Origin of the sequence: Aureibaculum flavum (assembly GCF_016406085.1) — a bacterium.
Lineage (GTDB): Bacteria > Bacteroidota > Bacteroidia > Flavobacteriales > Flavobacteriaceae > Aureibaculum > Aureibaculum flavum.
Window position 1 is genome coordinate 118,474 of the sequence record NZ_JAEHFJ010000005.1, and the last position, 25,114, is coordinate 143,587.

The window sequence follows — 25,114 nt, forward strand, 5'->3', positions numbered from 1 at the left end:
ATTGTAAAAAACAATAAGAAGAATATATATATGAATTTGGTATTGCCCATTAAAAGTTAAAAATAAACATATTAATTTAGTTAACGTTTAATTTCGTTTACTGTTGTCAAAAAGCCTTCAATTGATTTTTTTGACTTATTATAGTTAACCAAATAAACCAATGTGTCATTTATGGCTAATGTGCTTTGTTTAACTTTAAAAGCCTCCATTAGTTCTTCAGATGGTCTCATGTCCACAGATCCATCATTATTGTCTTTATTAATTCTGAAAAAGAATGAGAAAGGAACACCAGTTTTAACAACATGCCTATTGTTTGTAGGGAACGCATCCCTCTCTTTATTAAAAAAATCTGTATCTATCGCAGTAACCGTTGATGGAAAATTTTCAAATTGAAGGATGTAATTGTACTTTTTTGATAGAATTTTCCACTTTTCCATGTTGGCGGGTATATTGTTCTTGAATATACTGTCTAATTGACTAGTTTGAGATCTGTCAAATAATTTTTCCCTTAAAACATCCATTGATTCTTGTTCAATTACATTCTCTAAATATTCTTCTGTAGTTTTTGCTTTAAAACGTGCAATTTCTTTTTGGTACTTGTAATTTCCTTCCAACCATAATGTAATATATCCACCTGGTTCTATCCCGATTACAAAAGTATAGCCATATATATTGTTCTTATTATAAACGTTAAATTTCTTTTTATTTGGATTCTTCAATCTAAATAAACTATCTATTTTTTGATATGGCAAGTCAAAAGTACCTTTGTAAATTTTCCGCTCTCTTAGTGCAACCCATTGAGCCGAAATGGTTTGCGGTAATTGCATAAATTTAGAATCTGTATTATACGCATTTCCCCAATATCCAAAGTCAGATTCATTAAATAGCCCGAAATCCTCTCCGTTTTCAGCTGTTAACTTAAATTCACCATAAACGGGATGATATTCAGCAAATCCAACCGCTACGGAATAGTAATGCTTATTCTCTTTCCAAGACTCGTAACTGTTATGCTTATATATGTTTAGTGCCAGTAGAATGACAGTAATACTCAAAAAGACTAAAGTAAGTTTGTGAATTCTCATTTTAATTATTTGAATATGCTTTAGCTAAAGCATGTGTATAAGCTTCCAAAACGCCCAAGATGATGAAAACAATTATGCTAAGGACTGCTAATAGGATAAAAAGCTTCCTTTTTTTTGATTTTTCAAAATAGGATATTAAGCCTATTTGGACCGCCAAAAACAAAAATATATTAGGAGATATATGTAGATTGCTTCCATAGCCGTAGAGATAATTATACAATAATATTGTATTAATTACGCCTACAATAAATGTAAATGTACTGTTAAAGCTTGTCGTTGTTTTCAATTTATTATTTTCTTGAAATAATTTTAATTTATAAATGCCTCTTGTTTAATGGTGCTTTTTTGATATGCATTATACGCATAGTAAATAAAGCCACAAGTAACAATACCTCCTAAAAGCAGTGCATTTGTGGATCCTAAATATTCTGAAATTTGTAGCATTATTTTTTTTAGCCCCCTTCTGCTCCCTGAAATTTGAAGTTTTTCACCAGCCTCAAGTTGCTTGGCAGACATAAATAGAGCAAATGTTAATATAGCAGAAATTAGGGTGTATACAGCTGGTTTTACCCAGGTTCTAGTACGAATTTTAACTTCACTTTTCTTTAAGTTAGTCTTTGACAGGATAATATCTAAAACTTCATTATACTGTTGTAATGTAGTGAAATGTAATACACACATTTCATTTTTGTCATTTTCTTGAAAGTAAAGTTGATAGGCTAGCTCGTCTTCATATAACACAATTTTTTCGATGTTATTATAAATAATTTGATGTTGAGTATCTAAGATACCTTTTTTACCATTGAATTTTTCTAAAAAATCTTCTTTTGTCTTATAATCTCCATCAGTTACTTTTACATAATCTTCTGAAATTAAAATATTCTTTATATAAGTAGCATTCGTATTTATAATAAACATATCCATATAGTTGTCTTAACGTGGCAATAAAAGTAGCTTAAAAATGGCAATGATATGTAGGGAAACGATATTCGTGTAAGTTTAATTTATATCCGTTAGAGGAAGCTTTGTATTAGTATTATGTTATTTATTGAAAGATATAAGGTTAAATTTCTTTTCATCTTACTTGTAATTTAATCCTTCTATGGTGTTCGTAATTAATTTAAATTAAAGTGTTGTAAGAAAAAATACAACCACTAAGTGTAAGAAAATCAGGAATTTAAAATTTAAAATCGTAATTATTTGAAGTTTAGGGTAGGAACTTTTAATGACAAATTGTTTTATTAGTGTAAGTGAAACATAAAGTAAACTTTTTAAAAGTCCCTAAAAAGAAACATTTGCAACAAATGATTAACCGAAAAAGAAAAGTCTCAACAAAATGGTTCCTTATAAGGTTCGCCTCAAGGATTCTAATTACCTAACCAATGAAGATTACGTGTCTTTATTATAGTGTAATAATTGAGATTTATAGACAAAAAATATTTCAATCCAATTTACATTAAAAAGACTTTCCATTTAGGGAAGTCTTTTTTTTTATAAAACGCTCTGGAAGTTTAAAATCAGTTATCCAATGAGTAATGACCAATTGTCATATGCCTTACTAATAAACAATACCAGAAACACCATACTTACTAAAAATTTTACAGTTGTAGAGAATAGAAAACCTAAAAAAGATCCGAAACTTGCTCTAATAGCACGTTTGGTATCTTTACTATCATGCATCATTTCTCCAATAAAGGCTCCGACAAATGCACCAATTATAAATCCGAACGGCCCAATGGGGGAGAACAGTCCAATTAGCAATCCGATGGTTGTGCCAATAGCACCTGATTTACTTCCACCAAATTTTTTTGTTCCCATAGCGGGAATTATATAATCTAAAACCCAAATAAGTAAAGCAACCCCTAAAGTAACACCTAAAAAGGTCCAGTTCATGGGTATTGCATCTGTTAAATGTAAAACCAATAAGCCCAACCATCCGGTAAGTGGACCAGGTAATATGGGTAAAAATGAGCCGATTAAGCCTAATAACATTAGGCATCCGCCAAGTATAAGTAAAAGTATATCCATTATTATTTTAGTATTTATTTGCAATATAGCAATAAGCGTGCTAAATTTTATAACTAAAAAATTAGTTTAAACTAATTTTTTAGTTATATTTGTCTTGTGGAAATAAATAAAAAGGAATAAAATGAAACAATTAACAAAAGCAGAAGAGCAAATTATGCAGATTATGTGGCAATTAAAATTGTGCACAGTAAAAGAAATGATTGAAAAGTTTCCGGAGCCAAAACCCGCTTATAACACGGTGTCTACGATAGTTAGAATTTTGGAAGATAAAAACTTTGTAGATCATGAAACTTTCGGAAAAGGGTATAAGTACTTTCCTTTAGTTGAAAAATCTTCCTATAGTAATCAGAGTTTACACAAGTTAATGGATGGTTATTTTGGAGGCTCCTTTAAAAGTTTAGTATCCTTTTTTGTGGAGAAAAATGATGTGAGTATGAAGGAATTGGAAAGTATCATGAAGGAGGTAAATAATACTGAAAATGAAAAAAATAATTCAGATAATTAACAATAAGAACAATTAAATGTAATTCAGAGCGAAGCAATGAATCTATCACTATTAATTTGACAGATTCCTCCTGCGTCGAATGACATAAGTAAGAAAAATAACTTCGGATCGTGGTTTTCCGTCTTCCGACTAAAATTTTAACCATGCTAGACTACATCATCAAAGTATTGCTTTTTCAAACACTATTTTTAGTGGTGTATGACCTGTTTTTAAAGCGAGAAACTTTTTTTCAATGGAACAGAGTGTATTTAATGGCAACTTCAGTGTTGGCATATGTTATTCCGTTGGTAAAAATTGATCGTGTACAGCAAATTATACCTCAAGAATATGTGGTGCTGTTGCCTGAAGTAGTTCTAAACCCTTCTACAGTAATAAAAGAACAATTGGGCCAACCCATTACACTTTTCTTTGTTTTAAAAGTAGTTTTTTGGATAGGAGTTGCAGTCGCTGGTGTTTTATTTGCTCTAAGGCTTTATAAGTTAGTCCGATTAATAACAGCAAACGAGAAGGAATTTACCTCGAGTTATTATTTGGTATGGTTACAAAACAATAAAGCATTTTCTTTTTTTAACTACATTTTTTTAGGAAAAGAAAGTTCTAATAAAAGGCAAATTATAGAACATGAGTTAGTACATGTACAACAAAAGCACAGCCTAGATTTATTATTTTTTGAACTCCAGAAAATTCTGTTTTGGTTTAACCCATATAGCTACTTGTACCAAGCACGAATATCTGAATTGCATGAGTTTATTGCCGACTCAAAAGCCATAAAAACCGAAGGTAAAGCAACGTATTTCAATAATCTATTATCCGAAACTTTTGGAGTGCAAAACATATCATTTATAAACCCATTTTTTAAACATTCATTAATTAAAAAACGAATACTTATGCTAAACAAAAACAAATCAAAGCAAAACCTGAAGTTTAAGTACGTATTGCTAATTCCTGTATTGGCGGGTATGTTATTGTATACTTCCTGTAGTCAAAGTACCTATAGTATAGAAAAAGATAATAATGAAATATCAGCTTTGGATCAAATCGCTTTAAGGAAAAGTGTTCCATTTGCCGTTATTGAAAATGCACCTATTTTTCCAGATTGCGAAGATGCAGAAGACCCAAAAGAATGCTTAAAACAAAGTATTGAAAAGTTTGTTGCTCAAAAATTCAATACGAATCTAACTAAAGGTTTGGGTTTAGATCCCGGAAAAAAGAGAGTCTATGTGATATTCAAAATTGATAAAGAAGGTAATGTTACTGATGTAAAAGCTCGTGGTCCACACCGGGCTTTAGAAGATGAGGCGTTAAGGGTTGTAAGTAGCTTGCCTAAAATGATCCCAGGAGAACATCAGGGTGAAAAGGTAGGAGTAAAATATACGTTGCCTATTACTTTAATGGTTAATGTCGAAGAAGTTTCTAAACACCCAGAAACTATTACTTTAGAAAGTCAACCAAAAGTATTAGCATCTACAGATAATTCTATTAAAAATGGAATAATTTCAGGTAATGTGAACGGTCTCGTTTCAGGCGAACTGAAAGGCTTGCCAGGTGCAACAGTATCAATTAAAGGAACAAATAATGCAACTGTAACAGATTTTGATGGAAATTTTAGAATTGAAGCGGATAAAGGAGATATATTGATTCTTGATTTTAAAGGATTGCCTTCTACTGAATTTAAGGTTACTGAGAATAATAATTATAAAGTTACTATGTAACACCGTACACATTTTACTATGCATAAAAAATTAGTCGTATTACTTTTTATTTTATTTATTTCTAAAACCGATGCTCAAACATCGGTTTTAGCCATTGCAGATAATTACTTGGAAAAGGGAAATTATCAATTGGCTTTAGAGCAATTAAAAACGGATAAAAACCCAACTATAGAAGTTCTTAATAAAATAGCAGATATTTACCAGAAAACAGGTAATTATGCGAATGCCATTAACTATTATAACAAAATATATAGTTTAAATCCATCGGATAAAGTAAAGGAACAACTGGGTAAATGTTATCAATATACTGGCAACTCTAAAAAAGCGATGCAATTGCAAAGTGAGGTTTTAAATGACAATCCTGATAATTTATTATTGCAATATCATTTAGCCAAATTATATGCTGCCAATAGAAAAACAAAGGAAGCTATTATTTTGTTGGAAGGGTTGGTAGAAAAAGATCCTGAGAACCCGAATTATCATTATGAGTTAGGTGAGGCATTAAATAAGATAAAAAAAGACCCGACGAAACCGTATTTAGAAGCCTATCGTTTAGATACCTCTCATGTTAAAAGCATGTATCAACTCGCAAAATATTTCAATAAGGTAAAAGTGAGAGATTCAGCGGACTTATTTATTGATAAAGGGCTGGAAATCGATTCTGAAAATTTGAACTTTTTACAATTAAAAGCCCAAAATGAATTTTTAAAGAAGGAATATGACACTACAATAGTGTATCTAAAAAGATTAGAAGCTCTAAATTTCAAAACGGTATTTGTCAATAAATTATTTGGTTTAAGCTATTTCAAAAACGAAGATTATGAAAATGCATTGTTGTATTTTAATAAAGTCAAAATGGCCGATTTTATGGATACGGGTACCTTATTTAATATTGGTTTGGTACATGCTGCTATGAAAGAATATAAAAAAGCTGAAATGAGTTTTTATATGTCTATAGCTTTTCAAAAACCTGAATATGATAAGAACTATTTTGAATTGGGAAAAGTGCAGTTAGAACAAAAAGAAGTTAAAAAAGCGATAACATCTTTTGAGAAAGGTTATGAAAATAATTCTAGAAATTATCAACTTTTATTTCAAATAGCCATGCTCTCTGAAAATTATTTTAAGGATAAAAAAATTGCGTTAAGGCATTATGAGCAATATGTGGAAAATTTTTCATCGAAAGATGAAAAATCAACTTTGTATGCAAAATCTCGTATAAAAGAGATTAATAAAGAGCTTTTTATGAAAGGAACAGAAGAGGAATAACATTGTTTTATCAAAAAATTGTACTTTCGTTCTTTTAAATGCGACAATGTTAAGGCGAACCATTAGTTTTCTTTTTTTAATACTTTTATGTACTTCTTGCGAGTACTTTTGGTCTAGTTCATCTACATCAAAAAGTAACTTAGAAGTAGCTAATACTATTATTGATTTTACAAAAGTAGATACGTATCCTGTGTTTTCTGATTGTGAGAATTATGCGGAAAGTGACAATCAAAAAGATTGCTTCTACAAAATGCTACCTCAAAAATTAGGTGAGTCTTTAAGCAAAGAAGATATAAAGGTTAAAAAAGTAGTTAATGATGCCGCTTGGATTGATATTCTAATAGATAACACAGGTAGAGCAAGTCTTGTCGATATAATTTCTACGACAGAAATTGATGAACAAATTCCTGATTTTAGACAAATTATAGAACAAAGTATTAATCGTTTGCCAACTATGTTTCCTGCTAAAAAACAAGGCATTTTAGTACGATCTCAGTACAGAATGGCTATTGAAGTGAAAACAATTTAAATGTTATATGTCATTCAGAGCGAAGCGAAGAATCTCACAATGATGAGTTACCTTTAGAGAGCATAATTTAAATGCCCTTAAAACCTGATCGCCAACTTCTTCATTAAACGTATTACCTCTACATATAACCATATAAGTGTAACGAGCAAACCCCAAGTTGCCACCCATTCATAATATTTTGGAGCTTTATTTATTTTTCTGTCAATAAAATCAAAGTCAAGTAATAATGAGAATGAAGCAACTATTGCCGCAATGATATTAAATCCAATGGCAAACCATGAAGTACCCCAAATATAGGGTGTGTTAATGCCGAAAATATTCAATATCCAACTGATAATATAGATGCTCATAATGGTAATTATGGCCGTAATTAAGACACTTCTAAATCTTTTAGTGACAATAACTATTCGTGCTTTGTAAAGTATTAGCATTATAAAAAAGGTAAGTAACGTAACACCAACGGCTCGCATGGGCATACCTTCAAATTTAGCTTCGGCATACGCGGAAATTCCACCTAAAAATAATCCTTTGGATAGAGCATAAAGGGGAGTGGTAATTGGTGACCATTTCTTTTTGTAAGAAGTAATAATGCTAAATACAATGGCAGCTATCATTCCGCCATAGGTGTAATATTGAACATCCTCACCTTTGTTTACTAAATCCCAAACATACCAAGTGGTTAGTCCTACCAATACAAGAGAAAAAATCGATTTTATAATAACACCATTTAGGGTCATTTTTGATGCAGAACTGCGATTGTATTTCCAGATATAGCTACTAAAAACTGGATTCGATGTGTTGTAATTAGCGTATGCCATATGTTATTTTTTAAACATCCTGTTTTTCCATTGATACCCTTTTTTGAAGGATAGAATGATGACAAACATACTGAAAAATGGGTAGCAGAAACTGTTTAGAATAAATTTTAGAAAATTAAATGATTGCTTAAAGAAATGAAATGCTTTTATCAGCAGCACAAAATCGACAACTATTTTAAGCGTAATAACGGTAAATAAATACTGCCAATTAATATAGCCTACTAAATATAATATGAAGGATGAAATCCACAAAAAATTCATTAATAAAACAATAAGGCCTACTAATTTTGTAAATCTACTTTTAACTGAGGTGGTTTTGGAGGCCCAACGAACCCGTTGTGAAATTAACGATTTAAATGAGGGTTGAGGTTTGGTGATAACAACAGCATCACTAGATTTTAGAAAATGTACGTTATCAGGAAATTTTTTTGTCATTTTCTCTAATAAAAAAATATCATCACCACTGGCAATTTTGTCATTCCCCTTAAATCCATGTACTTCAATAAAGGCTGATTTCTGATAACAGAGGTTTGCACCATTGCATAAAAATGGTTTTTTTAATCCGAATCCTCCAATTGTTGACGCTTGTAAGCTTAAGAAATCAAACAATTGAAAGTGTTCTAAAAAGCCATTTCCAATTGCATAAGTAACTGGTGCTGCAATTAATTTAGATTCGTGAGTTTGTATAAAGGCATCATAAGTTTGCAACCAAGTTTTTGGTAAAATACAATCAGCATCCGTAGTAATAATCCAATCAAATTGTGCGACGTTAATAGCAGTTTCAATGGCATCTTTTTTTGGTGAAACCGATTTTCTGCTATTTTCTAAAATTAGTATCGGTAAGCTTGGGTGCTTAGTTTTAAAATGCTCAATACGTTGAATAGAAGCATCGTCAGAAGCATCATTAATCATTAAAATTTCATAATATTCTTTAGGATAGTTTAATAAAACCAAGCTGTTCAATAATTCAGTTAGATTGGCTTCTTCGTTACGAAAAGGAATAATAATTGAGAATTTAGAAACGGGGCTCTTAACTTCATTGTTGAATGGAGATACTTTTTCGAACCCTATACTTAAAGCGATTATTATAGCGGCATAACAAAATATGATGATAATGGTTGTAAGTATCATTTTTGTTGATTTGTATTAAAGTTTAGCACAAAATAACTACCTATCATTGCGGGGAATCCAAAATTTAGAATCCACATCAATAAGGTTATTGTTACAATAATCAACTCATTAACACCAACTAAACTAAATACCCAAATAGCCACAGAACCTTTTACTAACCAATCTAACAATGCTAAACTGGGCACTACAGAAGCCAACAAATACATGCTCGTTATTAAAGCCATTGCGGTTGAATAATTAAGGTCAACTCCAAATACTGTCAATAAAAAATAAAACTGATGTGAGAAAAAAACATATCTCAAAAATGAGAAAAGCAGCGTTTTGAAATGTAAACTCAAAGGTATTTTTTTAAAAAACTGAATTATTTTATCAATATAAAAACCTCTTATTTTTTTAAAGCCTTTAATACTACCTCCAATTAAAATTACCAATAATATCGCTAAAATATAACCAGCTTTTCTAAAACGGTATAGATCAATTTCTATATCGAAATTAATAAAAACATAGGTTAATCCTACAATGCCCAATAGCACAGTAATTGCCATTTGGCTGCTATTTCCAAGCAGATTTAACAACATAACTTTTCTTCTATTTCCTTTTTTATAATAGATGGCTTTTGCTCCATATTCACCAATGCGGTTGGGTGTAAATAAGGAAGCTGTAAGAGAACCTAAACTCTGTTGAAAGGCATTATAAAACGATATGTTTTTGATGTTTGAAACCAATGTTTTCCACTTTACTATTTCAAAAAACCAATTACATGTTGTAAAGGCAATTAGTATCAGGATAGTTGTATAACTTTTGAAAATACTTTTTTCTAGCTGAATTATAAAATCGCGAATTGGTAGTTGATCGTTATGTATTATTTTATCGTAAATGAAATAAAAAGCACCAACAACGATGGCTAGTTTAATCAGAAAAAAAAAGAATTGTTTAGTTTTTTTTGGCAATGGGTTGTACTTTAGTCGCTCAAGTGCAAAGTAAGTAAATATTTACATTAATGTTATAAAATGGGAAAAACAGATAAGAATTTTAATTTCGAAAGGAGAAATACGTTGAAAAAGTTGGGCTTGGTTGCAGGTGCAATAACTATTTCACCTTTAGTTTCTGCATCTGTTGCCAAAGAGAATACCATCACTAAAAAAAGAGTGTTAAGAGTTGCTCATATAACAGATATCCACATAAGACCAGAGCATAATGCTCCTATTCGCTTTGAAAAATGTTTGGAAGATATTAAAAAGCACAACATCGACTTTTTTCTTAATGGTGGTGATGTTATTTACGCTGCAAATTATAAAAATATAGTAAGAGATAGAGTTAATGAACAATGGGATATTTGGAAAGACTTAAGAAGTAAATTTTCAGAATATGATATGCATTGTTGTTTAGGTAATCATGATATGTGGTGGGCGGCTCCAGAAAAAACCGATCCTATGTATGGTAAAGAATATGTGGTGAAGCAATTGGAAATGCCAGCTACCTATTATAGTTTTGATAGGCAAGGATGGCATTTTATTATATTGGATAGCATGAATGATAAAACCATTGCATTAGGCGAAGATCAGCGAAAATGGTTAGCCGAAGATTTAGAAAAATTACCAGCAGATTCCTCAATTGTAATAATGTCTCATTGCCCTATTTTGAGTGCTAGTGGTGTTTTTAAAAATGGCAACCACAAGGATTATGAAGAAATTACCAAAATTTTTTACAAGCATAAAGACAAAAAAATAAATTGTTTTAGTGGTCATATCCACTTGTTAGATGCGGCCGTTTATAATAATGTAAACTATTATGTTACAGGAGCAGTGAGTGGTGCTTGGTGGGAAGAAGGAGACGAACATTCTGCACAGAAATATTGGTATAGAGAAACACCTCCAGGATATGCTATTATCGATTTATTTGATGATGGTACACTTTTAAATACATATTACCCTCACCCTTATTAATCCTTCAATGAAAAACGTTCTTTTAATTAGTTTCGTAATGTGTTTTTCTTTTGTTGCAAATACTCAAGAAGCACCCATTGTTTTTAAAGTAATGGCATGGAATATTTTGCATGGTGTCAATGATATAGAAAATGGTCCTGAAAATGCCATTAAGATTATTAAAGAAATAAACCCTGATGTTATCTTAATGGTAGAAACCTATGGTTCTGGTAAAATGATTGCTGATGCTGCAGGATATAATTTTCATTTGATTGCTCAAGAAGGTACCCCTTTGGATGATAAAAGTGTGAACTTATCAATCTTTTCTAAATTCCCTTTTGGAGAAAGAATTGATACAAAATTTCCGTTTTATCTAGGAGGTAGAGCCGTTATAATTAAGGGTCAAAAAATCAATTTTTTTTCAAATTGGTTTCATTATTTACCCTGGAGTGATGAACCTGAAAAAATGGGTAAAACTGTTGAAGAATTATTGAAATGGGAGCGAACAGAAATTAAATATAAAATGATTCAAGAAGTACTCCCTACTATTAAAAAATATGCCTTACAAACTGATTCTATCCCAATGGTTTTTGGTGGAGATATGAACTCTTTATCTCATTTGGATTGGGGAGAAGACGCCAAAAAAATACATAATAATTTAGTTGTGCCGTGGTATTCAACGAAAGTATTAGAAGAATTGGAGTTGATAGATTCTTACAGAGAAGTAAATGCTAATTCCATAACTCATCCTGGAATTACTTGGGATTCCAAAGGAATAAAAGATGAACATAGAATAGATTATATTTTTTATAAAAGCCCAAAACTTAAAGCCATAAAATCAACATCATATATGGCTTTTTTAAATGAACCATTTTCCATTAATGAAAAACAGATCAATTATCCATCAGATCATGGGTTTGTTGTCACTACATTTGAACTTAAAGAATAAAGAACCTAACAAAGTAGAAATGATTAGTTTTGTAGGTATAGCGAAATATAATTTGAATACAGAAAAAATCATATTAGGGATAGATCCTGGAACCACCATAATGGGTTTTGGGCTGATAAAAGTGGTCAATAAAAAGATGCACTTTATGCAATTAAATGAGTTACAGCTAAAAAAATACGATAACCATTATGTAAAGCTCAAACTTATTTTTGAACGCACTATCGAGTTGATAGAAACGTATCATCCTGATGAAATTGCTATTGAAGCTCCTTTTTTTGGTAAAAATGTGCAAAGTATGCTCAAGCTGGGTCGTGCCCAAGGTGTAGCCATGGCAGCAGGCCTTTCGCGAGATATTCCCATTACTGAATATTCTCCCAAAAAAATTAAAATGGCAATTACGGGTAGTGGTAATGCTAGTAAAGAACAAGTTGCTAAGATGTTGCAGAGTACACTCGGGTTAAAAGAATTGCCTAAAAATTTAGATTCTACCGATGGTTTGGCCGCTGCTGTATGTCATTTTTATAATGAAGGTAGAGTAGAGGTGGGTAAAAATTATTCAGGATGGGGTGCTTTTGTGAAGCAAAATGAAAAGAGGGTGAAAAAATAGTTTTCAGTAATAGTAGGCAGTAACAGTTTTTACTTATAAATCATTATAATATTACTTATGGCATTCAAAGATTTATTGGCATTTAAAAAGTCCTTTGCTTTAGCGATGAGAATTTTTGACACTTTAAAAAAATTCCCGAAGAAAGAAACTTATTCTTTGACGGATCAAATAAGAAGATCGTCTAGAAGTTTAACCGTCAATATTAGAGCCAATTAACTACTGCTACTGTAAACTGCTACTTTTTTATGTCTTCCATCTACATTCACATACCATTCTGTAAACAGGCCTGTCACTATTGTGATTTTCATTTTTCAACTTCGTTACAGCGAAAAGAAGAAATGATTCAAGCAATAGCAAAGGAAATTGTGTTGCGTAAAAGTGAATTGAATGAAGTGATTGAAACCATTTACTTTGGTGGAGGAACGCCATCTCTCTTAAGTACTGAAGAATTACATTATTTAATAGATACGGTTTATAAAAATTACAGTGTAATTGAACATCCAGAAATTACGTTAGAAGCTAATCCAGATGATCTGACAAAAGAAAAGATTCAAGAGCTTGCCATTTCTCCAGTCAACAGATTAAGTATTGGTATTCAATCTTTTTTTGAAGAAGACCTGCAAACTATGAATCGTTCTCACAATTCAGAACAAGCAAAAAATTGTTTAGAAGAGGCCACACGTCATTTTGATAATATTACGGTCGATTTAATTTACGGAATTCCAAATATGTCAAACGAACGTTGGCAAGAAAATCTACAAACTGTTTTTGATTTTGGTATCAATCATATCTCGAGTTATGCGTTAACCGTTGAACCTAAAACCGCATTGGCAAGTTTTATACGTTCCGGTAAATATCCTAATGTATCAGAAGAACTGGCATTAGAGCATTTTAATATTTTGGTTGCAGCAACGGAAAAAAATGGATTTGTCAATTATGAGGTTTCTAATTTTGGTAAGCCTAATTATTTTTCAAAACACAACACTTCGTATTGGTTGGGTAAATCGTATTTGGGATTTGGACCTTCGGCTCATTCCTTTAACGGAAAACAAAGAAGTTGGAATGTCTCAAACAATATAAAGTATAATAAAGCTTTACGTGATAATATCATTCCAAATGAAACAGAAACATTATCTCAGAACGATGTTTTTAATGAAACTATAATGATCGGTTTACGTACCATTTGGGGTATAGATTTAAAACATATCGAAAATCATTTTAGTACTTCCTTTAAAGATAAACTTATTGCAAACGCCGATAAATTCATTCAAAAAGAACTGTTGGAGCTTACCAAAGACCAAAAATTAAAAATCACTAAAAAAGGTAGGTTCTTAGCTGATGGTATAGCCAGTGATCTGTTTTTGGTGCATTAGTTTTAAAGCTATTTCTTATACTGTTTAGTATTAAATACTTTTCGTAAAACTTTTCGGACTTTGTGTGGAACCTTTTTTAATCCTTATATTTGACATAATTAAATGCCATGTAATTTATGCTCACTACGATTCAATACGGTTCACAAAAATTAAAAATAAATTTATCAGAACCATTAGATATTTCAATACCAGTGCCATTAACACGAGATAATGTGGGTGTACTTGCTTGGGATCAAAAAAGCCCTAGACTAAAAAAATTAAGGAGTGTTAGAAAAAAACATTCTACTAATTTTAATTCTATTCTTTTTATGCCACATGCCCATGGTACACATACCGAATGTATAGGGCATATTACGCATGAATTTATATCCATAAACAAAACCTTAAAGCAATTTTTCTTTTTGGCAGAAGTAGTTACAGTAGCTCCAGAAAAAATAAATGGGGACTTAGTAATATCAAAAAAGCAAATGCAATTTGTACTAGGTAATAAAAAGCGTGAAGCTATTATTATACGAACCATGCCTAATATGACTGATAAACTTAAAAGAAACTACTCTAAAAGCAATCCACCATATTTATTGGAAGATGCTGTTATACTTTTAAAAGATAAAGGGATTGAACATTTATTGATTGACTTACCTTCTATCGATAAAGAGAAAGATGGTGGTAAATTGTTGGCTCATAATGCATTTTGGAACACAAAAGGTAAAAAGAGACTCGCAGCCACCATAACAGAGATGATTTTTGTGTCCAATAAAATTAAAGACGGAAAGTATTTTTTAAATCTTCAAATTGCTCCGTTCGAAAATAACGCAACACCTAGTAAGCCTATATTATATGAGGTATTGAATTAAACGGTCACGAAAATGAAAAATATTCTAAAGTTAGAAGAAATGGCATTGCTAGCTCTTTCTGTATACTTATTTTCATTTTTAAACTTTAGTTGGTGGTGGTATTTAGGATTATTCTTTCTTCCTGATATTAGTTTTATAGCATATGGTATCAACTCGAAAATAGGAGCCTATGCCTACAATATTTTACACCATAAAGGGATAATGCTATTGCTTTACTTTTTGGGAATTTACTTTCAAAATGAAACATTGCAAATGGTGGGTCTCGTATTTTTTGGTCATTCCTCCTTTGATAGAATGTTAGGCTATGGTCTTAAATATACAGACAGTTTTAATAACACACATTTGGGTAAAATAGGAAAAGAAAAATGATTACAATTTCCACAGATAAAAGCTTGTTGGATATCAATACCATTTACAATTTTATAACCGAAGCGTATTGGGCAAAAGGGAGAACCATTGAAGAGGTTCAAAAAACAATTGATAACTGTTTCTGTTTTGGTGCTTATTTAGAGGGTAAACAAATTGGTTTTGCTAGAATTTGTACCGATTATACCGTCTTTGCATATATTATGGATGTCTTTATTCTACCAGAACATAGAGGGAAAGGGTATTCCAAACAATTGATGGATAACGTACTTAATGATTCCGAATTGCAAAGTTGCACGGTTTGGATGTTAAAAACGTCTGATGCACATGGTTTGTATAAGCAATATGGTTTTACAGATTTAAAACATCCTGAAAAAGTAATGGAAAAAATTATTAAATGAACATAGAAGAATTTCGTGATTATTGTTTGAATAAAAAAGGAGTGACGGAAGCATTTCCTTTTGATGAATCTACATTGGTTTTTAAAGTGCTAGGTAAAATGTTTGCATTGTCGGGATTGAATCAAAAACCTGCTGCAGTAAATTTAAAATGTGATCCTGAACGTGCTATTGAGTTACGTGAAGAATACGATGGGATTATTACAGCAGGGTATCATATGAGTAAAAAACATTGGAATACTATTCTTCTGGAAAGTAGACTGTCTAACAAAATTCTTGAGGAATTAATTGATCATTCGTATAATTTGGTAGTAAGTGGTTTGTCCAAAAAACTCCGTGAAACGCTTTGAATGCCAAGGTCGGTTTTATTGTTGTCATTCCGAGGTACTAGGAATCTCATTCACAATTGTTACTATTTTTAAAAAGATTGTTCCCTTGAGGGGACTTTAGGGGTGTTGAACTTGCAAACCAGATAATTTAATCCTAATATTGCAACATCCAAAAATAAAAAATGAGCGTACAAACAGCCTTAGAAGAAAGAAGCAATTCAACTTGCGAAATGTGTAAAGCCACAGATAACTTAAGTGTTTATAAATTACCACCGGCTTTAAACGAAACCGTTGATGAAGCGGTATTGGTTTGTGGTACATGCTTAGAGCAAATAGAAGATGAAGAAAAAATGGATTCTAACCATTGGAGATGTTTAAATGATAGTATGTGGAGCGAGCATAAACCTGTACAAATTCTCTCTTGGCGGATGTTACAACGATTAAAATCAGAAGGTTGGCCACAAGACCTATTAGACATGATGTATCTAGATGATGAAGCCTTAGCTTTTGCAAGAGCATCTGGTGAGCATTTAGATAAAGCAAATGCTATTGTGCATAGAGATGTAAATGGTGTAATCTTAGAAGCAGGTGATTCTGTAGTATTGATTAAAGATTTAAAAGTAAAAGGTTCTAGCATGGTTGCCAAACAAGGTACGGCTGTAAGACGTATTTCTTTAGATCACGAAAATGCTGAATACATTGAAGGTAGAGTTGGTAGTCAACAAATTGTGATCATTACAAAGTATGTAAAGAAATTATAATTCAAAACGTCACTTCGAGTGAATATAAAAAGGGTAAAACTATGTTTTACCCTTTTTATATTTGTATCGAGAAGTTTTTATAACGAGATGTCTTTAATTTTTTACTGTAATGGGCTTCTTAGATAATTTAACTATGGGTTTACTCGACCCTTCACTCAAAACGTGCATATGAATACGTTTGCTTTCTTTTATCAGTTCAATAGCCTTATCTGATGTTATTTTTTTATCCTCATAATAAAATAATGCGTTTTGTTTTGCCAGTTCTACGATATGATCTATTGGGTTTGGTGGTGTTGGAGGCGGAGGTGGCGGCGTTGGTGAAATACCTTCTTCTATGGCAATTTTTTCATATCTTTCATACAGTTCCATTACTTTTTTATACTCATCTTCAACGTTACGCATACCTTCTTTCGTAGTTCTGTAATTTTGTACTGATGTACCATATATTTTTGATTTTTCTGAGAATTCCTTAAAAGCTTTTTGTAATTCTATAGATCCTTTATTTATAGTCTTTTGACTAGGAACAGGAGGTGGCGGAGGTGGAATGTCATATCCATATTGAGTGTCGTTTTTAATTACTTTTCGAGGTGTTGGTGGTGCAGGCGGTGGCGGTGGCAAATCAGGAAAAGACTCCGCACCATTTTTTTGTTCTTGCGTCATTTTATTGTAGATAAACTGAAGTCGTTCTACATCTTTTAGTTTGATGTTCATGTTCTGTTTTGACATGTTATTATAATGCTTCGCCAATTTGTTGTATTCGGTTAGTTCTTGTGGAGTAGCTAGGTAACTATTTTTGGTAACATTGCTTAAATGTTCGTTAATACTTTTCTCTAGAGCTTTTAACTGTTCAGTTAAATTATTTGAATCTGCACTATTTTTACTAGCATTTTGTTGTGCTTTTAACATGTTATATTTTGATACTAATCGTGCTAATTTATTATTTGAAGTTGTATCCTGTGACTGATTATTGCTTAAAGGAGGTGGAAACTTCCAATCCGGAAAAGTTTCAGCTTCTTCTTTTTGGATATTTGTCATCTTATTATAGATGTAATTTATCCTTTCTAAATCCTTTTCTTTAACGATCATCTTATCGGTAGGAACGGCATTATACTCTTTTGCCAATTTATTGTATTCTGCTATTTCTTGTGGTGTAGCTTTGTCTCTAACTTGCATTTCAACTGAACTACTATTTATTATTCGCCCTCGTATGCCAGCTTCATGAAGTTTATTTTTAACATTTAGTACGCAACCCATATTTGTAATGGCGTCTGTTTTTATGATTACCTTTATTTTGGAAACTTGATTGGGAGTATACTCTTTTAAAATTTCTTCGATGGCAGGTGTTATGGTTTTTAAAGCGATAGGGTTATTTCCATTTATTACTATTTCTTTATTATTACTAATACTAATGTAAATATTTGGCACAACATTTACTTTTGCTGCATTGTTTGTACTAATTAGTGCTTTTGGTACTTCTTGACTTTTAGGAGGATTGTATTTGGTAAGTTCTTCTTCATTAAAACTATTGTAAATGAAATCAGCTTGCTGTTTTAAAATTAACAATTCTGAATTGTCTGTTTTATCCGTTTTATTAAAGAATTCTACTTCTTCGTTATATTTATTTAAGAGGTTCATGTATTTCTTGTAATCCGCTTTTTCGTAGGCCTCTTCAAAACCCGTTTTAGTGTACAGGCTGTATTGTTGGGTCTGTGGAAATTTTTTACTTCTGGCATTTTTGTATACAAAGCTTCCTGAAAAGTAGACAATATCAGATTTAGTGTAATTACTCAATACACTGTTGTCAACATATTTTCCATCTATCCAAATGGCAAATTTTGATTTATCCTTCCAAGAATTAAATTCGGCTTCGGTAGGTTTCCTCGGCTTTGTTTCACTCATTTTATGATTCATAACGCCAAAATTTGGGTATTTCTTTACACTTGCTTTTTGAGCATCCGACATTAAATCATAAATAGCAACTGCTCGTTTGTATAAATTGCCATAAACCATTTTGGACTTTTCGAATGAGCTCATAAATTCACTGTACTCTTCCATCATACGATCTGTTGCTCCTTCAATTGTAGATGATTTATAATTTTCTTGAAATTCATTCTCATCTTCTAAATTAATTTGCACAGTTTCATTTGAAGCTTCTACTTCAATTATTTTTTCTCTACTAAAACTATAAACCAACACTGCAACTAATGGTAATAAAACCAAGCTTTTAAACCAAGCTTTTTTTTGTGATGTCTTTGTTTTCATAATCGTAAATCTTTTTTTGATGGATGAATAATTTAATGCATTGGCTAATACAGGTTCAGTTGAATTACTTGAAAATGCTAATAAAATTTCTTGGTAGGCAGTAAGTGAAACACCTTTATTTAATACGGCTTTATCTGCCAAGAATTCATGGTTCAGTTTAATGTCTTTTTTAATGAAGTAGAGTAGTGGGTTAAACCAAAAAACAACTTGTAAAATTTCTAATACAACAACATCAAAGCTGTGCTTTTGTTTGGCATGGGTTTCTTCATGCCAAAAGACTTCTTGTGGAATTTGATGCTGTAAATACCTTTGCTTATTCAAAAAGATATAATTAAAAAAGGTATGTGGTGTACTTAAATGCTCTAATAAAACATGTGTAAATTGCTTTACTTTTTGCTTTGTGTTTTTCCTCACTCTAAACCCTATTTGAAAAAGGTTAAATAGAAATTTTAACCCAAATGCTAAAACTCCAAATCCATATACCGTCCATAAAATAATGGGCCAATAATTGATAGGTGTAACTTCTGCATCAAATATTGGTTGAGGTTCAAAAGTGACTTCTGAATAGTTGATTGGTGCCATAATCATCGGTTCTACTTCCACCATTGTTGTAAAAGTGATTAATGGTATAGCAAATGCCAATAGTAATCCACCCAATAAATAAAATCTCTTAAACATATGGATGGGTTCTTTTTCTAATAATAATTTGTAGAACAGATAAAATACTGCCAAACAAACTCCCGATTTTAATAAGTAGTCTAACATATTATTTTTCTTTTATTTGTTTGTCAATCAGTTTTTTTAAATCTTCCAATTCCTCCTTGGTGAGATTGGTTTCTTCGGTAAAAAAGGAAGCAAATTGTGAGGCAGAATCGTTAAAGAAGGTTTTTATCAATCCGTTTACATGCTTAGAGAAATAATCCTTCTTTTTAACCAATGGGTAATACTCTCTAGCATTTCCATACAATTTATAAGCAACAAAGCCTTTTCCAATCATTCGTTTTAATAAGGTTGCAATAGTTGTGGTTGCCGGTTTTGGCTCTGGATAGATTTGCAACAAGTCTTTCATAAAAGCTTTTTCAAGCTTCCAGAGGTATTGCATTAATTGTTCTTCAGTTTTTGATAAGGCCATTGCTCTACATGTTTAGAATTAACTCTACAAATGTAGAGTTAAAATTTGAATATGCAAATTATTTGACAATAAATTTATATGAACCTAGAGTTAATATCAATGTTTTTAGGGTGTTGTGGTTTTTTTTACAACGTCAAAAAGAGGCGTAATAAGTTCCTTTTTAGCTAAAATTTGAATAAATCACTTCAATTTTAGTAGAATTACTAATTAGATTTACTTAAATGATGAAAGAAAAAGTAGTTTAAAAATTACTTAGGTAGGGCATAAAGAAATTAATAATAGATTTGTGTTTTTATATAATGAACGAATCACTTTAAAATTTAAACATATATTTAATATGAAGAATCATTTAGCATCATTAATATTGTTTCTAATCGTTTTATCTGCTTGTAATAAAAAGCAACAGGCAAAGAATTCTTCTGCTCAATTGGATAAAATAGTAAATGAATACCAAGACCATAAAGGATACGATAAAGAGGAATTTCCACTTGGGTTGTTTACAAAGAAATTCTATCAGAAAGAAGCTGATTATGCCAAAGAGCAATTAAATCTTTTGAATGAAATTAACGAAAAAAATCTATCTGATACAGAAAAAATATCCTTAACTTTATTAAAATTCACACTTCAAGAAACGATTGATTATAATAGTTTTGAGCAATATCTTAATCCATTACTTTCTGATTCAGGTTTTCATGTTAGTTTGCCCTATATCGTCCGTCCCCTAAATAACTATGATGACGTAAAGAAGTATTTAAATAAACTCACTGCTTTGCCAGTTTTTGTAGATCAGCATTTAGATTTATTACAATTAAGTTTAGTGAAAGGAATAACGCAACCTAAGGTTATTTTTAAAGGATATGAGTCCACTTATAATACACACATTACCGATAACCCAGTTGATAATTTTTTCTATTCTCCCTTTAAAGATTTGCCATCTACCTTAACTAATTCTCAAAAGGATTCAGTTATTGAAAAAGCGAAGGCTGCAATAGCGTTGATTGTTGTACCTCAGTTTAAAAGAATAAAAAACTTTTTTGAAGTAGAATATTTTCCTAATGCTCGAACAAGTATTGGTATTTCTGAAATACCAAATGGGAAAGCGTTTTATCAAAACAGAATTAATTTTTATACTACAAGTACACAATATACGGCTGATGATATCCATCAAATTGGTGTAAAGGAAGTAGCAAGGATAAAAGCGGAAATGGAAAAAATAATAACTGATTTAAACTTCAAAGGAAGTTTTGCTGACTTTTTAAAATTTTTAAGAACCGACGAACAGTTTTATGCTAAAACTCCCGCAGAATTATTGATGATTGCTAGAGATATGGCAAAACGCGTGGATGCCCAATTACCAAAATTCTTTAATACCTTACCTAGAAAACCATATGGTGTTGCTCCAGTACCAGATGCTATTGCTCCTAAATATACGACAGGAAGATATATTGGTACAACTAAAAACAGTACAGAACCTGGTTATTATTGGGTAAATACCTACGATTTAAAAAGTAGAACCTTATATACTTTACCAGCATTAACTGTTCATGAGGCTGTGCCAGGACATCACTTACAAATAAGTTTAAATAATGAATTAGGTGATAGTATTCCCGAATTCAGAAAAAATTTCTACCTATCTGCATATGGTGAAGGTTGGGGATTGTATTGTGAATTTTTAGCCGAAGAAATGGGTATGTACACAACCCCATATGAAAAATTTGGGCAATTGACTTATGAAATGTGGCGAGCTTGTCGATTGGTAGTTGATACCGGAATACATGCTAAAGGCTGGACTAGAGAACAAGTAGTCGATTATATGACTTCCAATACAGCGTTATCATTACATGAAATAAATACAGAAACTGACCGATATATCTCTTGGCCAGGACAAGCATTATCCTACAAAATAGGCGAACTAAAGATTCGAGAATTACGACTAAAAGCAGAAAAAGAATTAGGAAGTAAATTTGACCTTCGAGAATTTCATGAAAAAATTTTAGAACAAGGAACAGTTACCTTGCCAATATTAGAGCAACGTATTAATAGCTATATTCAAGCTTCATTGTAAACGAGACTAATGAAGTTGTAACGGTCATTTTATTAAAAGTGTAGTTGAAAAGATTCCGCTATACCTACTTTTTTGCGTAGATGATAACAATTCTTATGCGTTTGGTTTCCATATAATATAAATTACTAATTTTATAAATATGAAAAACTGCATTATCATCGGCGGAGGTATTATCGGATTAAGTACTGCATATTATCTTCAAAAAGAAGTTTGTAACGTAACTGTTATAGATCAAACCAATATGGATGGTTTAACAGGAGGGGCTTCTTACGTGAATGCTGGATACTTAACACCAAGCCATATTATTTCATTGGCGGCACCTGGAATGATTTCTAAGGGTATTAAATATATGTTTAATAGTACGAGTCCATTTTATATGAGGCCTCGGTTAGATATAGATTTCTTAAAATGGAACTGGTATTTTAAAAAATCAGCAACTCAAAATAAAGTTGAGCGAGCTATGCCAGTGATCAAAGATATAAACCTTCTGAGTAGAGATTTGTACGAAGAGATTTATAATTCAAATGATTTGGGGCAATTTCAATTAGGAAAAAAAGGATTGCTCATGCTTTACAAAACAGATAAGGCAGGTGAAGCAGAGTCAAAAATTGCTAGAATAGCAGAGGGTATGAATCTGGAATCTAAGATCTTAAATGCAAAAGAATTAAATGCTATAGAACCAAAAGTGAGTGCAGAGGTAAAAGGAGCTATTCATTACCTATGTGATTTTCATACAAGTCCAAACGAAATAATGAGTAGTATGAAAATCCATTTGGAGAAAAATGGCGTTGTATTCCTTAAAAACGAAAAGGTAGTTGATTTTGCGTTTAAGAATAAAAATATAACGGAGATTATAACGGCTAAAAATAGCTATAAGACAGATGAAATTATTTTAGCCACTGGTTCTTGGAGTGGTCTTATGGCAAAAAAGTTGCATTTAAAACTTCCAATGGAAGGAGGGAAAGGGTATAGGATTAATATGGAAGAAGAGACGGGAATTAATTATCCTGCAATTTTAATGGAGAAAAAAGTGGCGGTAACCCCAATGAAAGACTTTACACGATTTGCAGGCACAATGGAAATGTCGGGACTTAATCATACAATTAATACGAAACGAGTTGATGCTATTGCCAATGCATCAGAACAGTATTATGAGGGATTAAAGATTCCACAATATAATATAGATAGTGCACAATGTGGACTGCGTCCTGTTTCACCTGATGGTTTACCTTATATTGGAAGAACTTCCAAATTCGAAAATTTAACCATCGGAGCTGGACATGCAATGATGGGGTGGAGCCTTGGACCCGCAACTGGAAAATTGATTTCTGAAATTATCACGAATAGGAAATCTTCAATAAATATAACACCGTTTAATCCCGACCGAAAGTTTTAATTAGAATATAGGATGGGCTAAAACTGTGAATTTTAGCTTTTTTTTAACAATGTTTGCTTATACCGAGCCATAAAAGAGATCTTCATATTAATTGGTAAGAAAATATAAAATTATACTGAAATAGTAAAGAATCTTGAGATTTCCTTTAGATTCATTTAGTACGTTTATAAAATAATCGAAATAAATACTCGTTTATACAAAAAGAAGTGGCAATTTTTTTACTTGATTTATAGCTACTTAGAGAAAATTTTAAAAAAAAAGTAAAAAACTAAGGGGAGTTTTTAATTGGAAATTGTTTTAAATACGAAAGCAATTAATAAATAAAATTGGAAATTATGTTTAAAGTAGGAGAAATAGTAGTTTGTGTAAATGCAAAGAGAAGATGGTATAGACTTGGTGGTTTACAGAAAGATGAAATGTATACTGTAACTGGCTTTAATCCTTATGATGGTGGACTGATACTTGATGAAATTAAAAGTCCAAGAAGTGGATGTAATGCGTTTGCTGCAAGTAGATTTAGAAAAGTAGATTATAATTTTGCAACAAGTCTTTTAAACGAAATGCAAGCTGAACAAGTTGAACAACAACCAATTCCACAACCAGAAGTTGAGCGTGAATTACAACCACAAAAATTTGCTCTTTCATTATTAAACTAATATTTAACATTAATTAACTTTTAGACTTAAAATAATATTCCTATATTCACCACGGGAAAATTAAATAATAATATGTTTAAAATTGGTGAAATGGTAGTTTGCGTCGATGCTAGACGCAGATGGTATAAATTAGGAAATCTTAAGGAAAATGAAATGTACACCGTTGTAGGGTTTAATCCTTACGATGATGGTTTAGTACTTAAGGAAACAAAATCTATAAGAAGCGGACATAATGCTTACGCTAGAGATAGGTTTAGAAAAGTAGATTATGACTTTGCTAAGAATGTTTTAAGTGACATTAAAAAAGAGCATCATCACCATTCAGAGAAACTTTCTCTGAAATCAGTAAAAACAAAATAATTTCAAAGTAGTTTAAATTTTAAAACGCATTCGTGCTTTTTATGAATGTAGTTTTTCTAGGCTTGTTTTTCATTTATATATAAATCACATACAATGTCGTCATTTGGCAACTGTATCTTTTTTTTGTATTTCATTCCCAACTTCTTAATTAATGCTATTGATTCATGATTATCAGGATCAGTTATAGCCGCAATTTCTTGAATTTTTAAAGAGTTCAGTGCAAAATCATATAATGCTTTGGTAGCTTCATATGCAAATCCTTTATTTCTATAATTCGGTAAGACAGCGTATCCAATATCAAAGAAACTCATTTCTTCTCTATTTACTATTCCGCATATTCCAATTGGTTTTAGATTTTCTTTAAATTTGATAATATAATAACCATAACCATTATCTATATAACTCTTAATATACTTATCAGTTATAAAATTTTCAGCATCAGCAATTGTTTTTATATTCCGATCTCCAATATTTTTTAGATACGCGGCATCGTTCATCAATTCAAATAAAAAGACAGCATCTTTCTTAGTCGCAAAGTCTAAATGAAGTCTAGGGGTGGTTAGTAATCTCATGATGATAAATTGTTTATCAAAAATAAGCATTAAAA

26 protein-coding genes and 1 pseudogene are annotated in these 25,114 nt (G+C 31.4%); 18 read left to right on the top strand and 9 right to left on the bottom strand.

Annotation, left to right across the window (positions count from 1 at the left end; genetic code table 11):
• Positions 1 to 80: 80 nt before the first annotated feature.
• The 3 genes from JBL43_RS11355 to JBL43_RS11365 all read right to left on the bottom strand — a co-directional run bounded on the left by JBL43_RS11355 (position 81) and on the right by JBL43_RS11365 (position 3,110).
• Positions 81 to 1,082: a DUF2931 family protein gene (locus JBL43_RS11355; RefSeq protein WP_198841560.1), complete on the bottom strand. Its 1,002-nt coding sequence runs from the start codon at positions 1,080 to 1,082 to the stop codon at positions 81 to 83.
• Between the two features lie 309 nt (positions 1,083 to 1,391).
• A complete protein-coding gene (locus JBL43_RS11360; RefSeq protein ID WP_198841561.1) occupies positions 1,392 to 2,006 on the bottom strand; it encodes a hypothetical protein in 615 nt (204 codons plus the stop codon).
• A 597-nt stretch (positions 2,007 to 2,603) separates the two neighbouring features.
• On the bottom strand, positions 2,604 to 3,110 hold the full coding sequence (locus tag JBL43_RS11365; protein ID WP_198841562.1) for a DUF456 domain-containing protein: 507 nt from the start codon (positions 3,108 to 3,110) through the stop codon (positions 2,604 to 2,606).
• A gap of 121 nt (positions 3,111 to 3,231) precedes the next feature.
• On the opposite strand from JBL43_RS11365, the gene JBL43_RS11370 reads away from it, so the two are divergent.
• The 4 genes from JBL43_RS11370 (at position 3,232) to JBL43_RS11385 (ending at position 7,125) form a co-directional block, all read left to right on the top strand.
• Positions 3,232 to 3,615: a BlaI/MecI/CopY family transcriptional regulator gene (locus JBL43_RS11370; RefSeq protein WP_198841563.1), complete on the top strand. Its 384-nt coding sequence runs from the start codon at positions 3,232 to 3,234 to the stop codon at positions 3,613 to 3,615.
• 143 nt (positions 3,616 to 3,758) lie between these two features.
• On the top strand, positions 3,759 to 5,327 hold the full coding sequence (locus tag JBL43_RS11375) for a M56 family metallopeptidase (RefSeq protein ID WP_198841564.1): 1,569 nt from the start codon (positions 3,759 to 3,761) through the stop codon (positions 5,325 to 5,327).
• Between the two features lie 18 nt (positions 5,328 to 5,345).
• Positions 5,346 to 6,596, top strand: coding sequence for a tetratricopeptide repeat protein (locus JBL43_RS11380; RefSeq protein WP_198841565.1), 1,251 nt, complete (start codon positions 5,346 to 5,348; stop codon positions 6,594 to 6,596).
• Between the two features lie 46 nt (positions 6,597 to 6,642).
• On the top strand, positions 6,643 to 7,125 hold the full coding sequence (locus JBL43_RS11385) for a hypothetical protein (protein WP_198841566.1): 483 nt from the start codon (positions 6,643 to 6,645) through the stop codon (positions 7,123 to 7,125).
• Positions 7,126 to 7,202: 77 nt separating this feature from the next.
• Here JBL43_RS11385 and JBL43_RS11390 read toward each other — a convergent pair whose 3' ends face one another.
• From JBL43_RS11390 to JBL43_RS11400, 3 genes are read right to left on the bottom strand one after another with little or no spacing between them, the layout of a single operon-like run.
• Complete coding sequence (locus tag JBL43_RS11390) at positions 7,203 to 7,943, bottom strand: Bax inhibitor-1/YccA family protein (protein ID WP_198841567.1); 741 nt, start codon at positions 7,941 to 7,943, stop codon at positions 7,203 to 7,205.
• Between the two features lie 3 nt (positions 7,944 to 7,946).
• Positions 7,947 to 9,074, bottom strand: coding sequence for a glycosyltransferase family 2 protein (locus JBL43_RS11395; protein WP_198841568.1), 1,128 nt, complete (start codon positions 9,072 to 9,074; stop codon positions 7,947 to 7,949).
• On the bottom strand, positions 9,071 to 10,024 hold the full coding sequence (locus JBL43_RS11400) for a lysylphosphatidylglycerol synthase domain-containing protein (RefSeq protein WP_233098763.1): 954 nt from the start codon (positions 10,022 to 10,024) through the stop codon (positions 9,071 to 9,073). The genes JBL43_RS11395 and JBL43_RS11400 overlap by 4 nt, the downstream gene beginning before the upstream one ends.
• Positions 10,025 to 10,084: 60 nt before the next feature.
• On the opposite strand from JBL43_RS11400, the gene JBL43_RS11405 reads away from it, so the two are divergent.
• From JBL43_RS11405 to JBL43_RS11450, 10 genes and pseudogenes are all read left to right on the top strand, one after another.
• Entirely contained in the window at positions 10,085 to 11,020 is a 936-nt protein-coding gene (locus tag JBL43_RS11405; RefSeq protein WP_198841569.1) for a metallophosphoesterase family protein, read from the top strand.
• Between the two features lie 7 nt (positions 11,021 to 11,027).
• Entirely contained in the window at positions 11,028 to 11,948 is a 921-nt protein-coding gene (locus JBL43_RS11410; protein ID WP_198841570.1) for an endonuclease/exonuclease/phosphatase family protein, read from the top strand.
• Between the two features lie 52 nt (positions 11,949 to 12,000).
• Positions 12,001 to 12,555 carry a crossover junction endodeoxyribonuclease RuvC gene (ruvC, locus tag JBL43_RS11415; protein ID WP_198841817.1) on the top strand — a complete coding sequence of 185 codons (555 nt, stop codon included), beginning with the start codon at positions 12,001 to 12,003 and terminating at the stop codon, positions 12,553 to 12,555.
• Positions 12,556 to 12,612: 57 nt separating this feature from the next.
• Positions 12,613 to 12,759: pseudogene (locus JBL43_RS11420) on the top strand (four helix bundle protein); the annotation flags it as partial.
• A 62-nt stretch (positions 12,760 to 12,821) separates the two neighbouring features.
• Positions 12,822 to 13,928, top strand: a complete 1,107-nt coding sequence (gene hemW, locus JBL43_RS11425; protein ID WP_317193454.1) for a radical SAM family heme chaperone HemW — start codon at positions 12,822 to 12,824, stop codon at positions 13,926 to 13,928.
• Positions 13,929 to 14,044: 116 nt separating this feature from the next.
• Complete coding sequence (locus JBL43_RS11430) at positions 14,045 to 14,782, top strand: cyclase family protein (protein ID WP_198841573.1); 738 nt, start codon at positions 14,045 to 14,047, stop codon at positions 14,780 to 14,782.
• Positions 14,783 to 14,794: 12 nt separating this feature from the next.
• Positions 14,795 to 15,151 (top strand): DUF4260 domain-containing protein, encoded by a 357-nt coding sequence (locus JBL43_RS11435; RefSeq protein WP_198841574.1) that lies wholly within the window; start codon positions 14,795 to 14,797, stop codon positions 15,149 to 15,151.
• Positions 15,148 to 15,549: a GNAT family N-acetyltransferase gene (locus JBL43_RS11440; protein WP_198841575.1), complete on the top strand. Its 402-nt coding sequence runs from the start codon at positions 15,148 to 15,150 to the stop codon at positions 15,547 to 15,549. Before JBL43_RS11435 ends, JBL43_RS11440 begins: the two co-directional genes overlap by 4 nt.
• A complete protein-coding gene (locus JBL43_RS11445) occupies positions 15,546 to 15,896 on the top strand; it encodes an MmcQ/YjbR family DNA-binding protein (RefSeq protein ID WP_198841576.1) in 351 nt (116 codons plus the stop codon). The genes JBL43_RS11440 and JBL43_RS11445 overlap by 4 nt, the downstream gene beginning before the upstream one ends.
• Positions 15,897 to 16,057: 161 nt before the next feature.
• Positions 16,058 to 16,636, top strand: coding sequence for a PhnA domain-containing protein (locus JBL43_RS11450; protein ID WP_198841577.1), 579 nt, complete (start codon positions 16,058 to 16,060; stop codon positions 16,634 to 16,636).
• A gap of 93 nt (positions 16,637 to 16,729) precedes the next feature.
• Here the strand turns inward: JBL43_RS11450 and JBL43_RS11455 are convergent, their stop codons facing one another.
• Both JBL43_RS11455 and JBL43_RS11460 read right to left on the bottom strand, forming a co-directional pair.
• Positions 16,730 to 19,663, bottom strand: coding sequence for a M56 family metallopeptidase (locus JBL43_RS11455; protein WP_198841578.1), 2,934 nt, complete (start codon positions 19,661 to 19,663; stop codon positions 16,730 to 16,732).
• 1 nt (position 19,664) lies between these two features.
• Complete coding sequence (locus tag JBL43_RS11460) at positions 19,665 to 20,030, bottom strand: BlaI/MecI/CopY family transcriptional regulator (RefSeq protein WP_198841579.1); 366 nt, start codon at positions 20,028 to 20,030, stop codon at positions 19,665 to 19,667.
• A 337-nt stretch (positions 20,031 to 20,367) separates the two neighbouring features.
• Between JBL43_RS11460 and JBL43_RS11465 the strand changes: the two genes are divergently transcribed.
• The 4 genes from JBL43_RS11465 (at position 20,368) to JBL43_RS11480 (ending at position 24,507) form a co-directional block, all read left to right on the top strand.
• Positions 20,368 to 22,095 (top strand): DUF885 domain-containing protein, encoded by a 1,728-nt coding sequence (locus JBL43_RS11465; RefSeq protein ID WP_198841580.1) that lies wholly within the window; start codon positions 20,368 to 20,370, stop codon positions 22,093 to 22,095.
• A gap of 139 nt (positions 22,096 to 22,234) precedes the next feature.
• Positions 22,235 to 23,491 (top strand): NAD(P)/FAD-dependent oxidoreductase, encoded by a 1,257-nt coding sequence (locus JBL43_RS11470; protein ID WP_198841581.1) that lies wholly within the window; start codon positions 22,235 to 22,237, stop codon positions 23,489 to 23,491.
• A 335-nt stretch (positions 23,492 to 23,826) separates the two neighbouring features.
• Entirely contained in the window at positions 23,827 to 24,147 is a 321-nt protein-coding gene (locus JBL43_RS11475) for a hypothetical protein (RefSeq protein ID WP_198841582.1), read from the top strand.
• A gap of 72 nt (positions 24,148 to 24,219) precedes the next feature.
• Positions 24,220 to 24,507: a hypothetical protein gene (locus JBL43_RS11480; RefSeq protein WP_198841583.1), complete on the top strand. Its 288-nt coding sequence runs from the start codon at positions 24,220 to 24,222 to the stop codon at positions 24,505 to 24,507.
• A 56-nt stretch (positions 24,508 to 24,563) separates the two neighbouring features.
• Here JBL43_RS11480 and JBL43_RS11485 read toward each other — a convergent pair whose 3' ends face one another.
• The gene (locus JBL43_RS11485) at positions 24,564 to 25,079 is read right to left on the bottom strand and encodes a GNAT family N-acetyltransferase (protein WP_198841584.1); all 516 of its coding nucleotides are present in this window, start codon (positions 25,077 to 25,079) and stop codon (positions 24,564 to 24,566) included.
• Positions 25,080 to 25,114 lie beyond the last annotated feature (35 nt).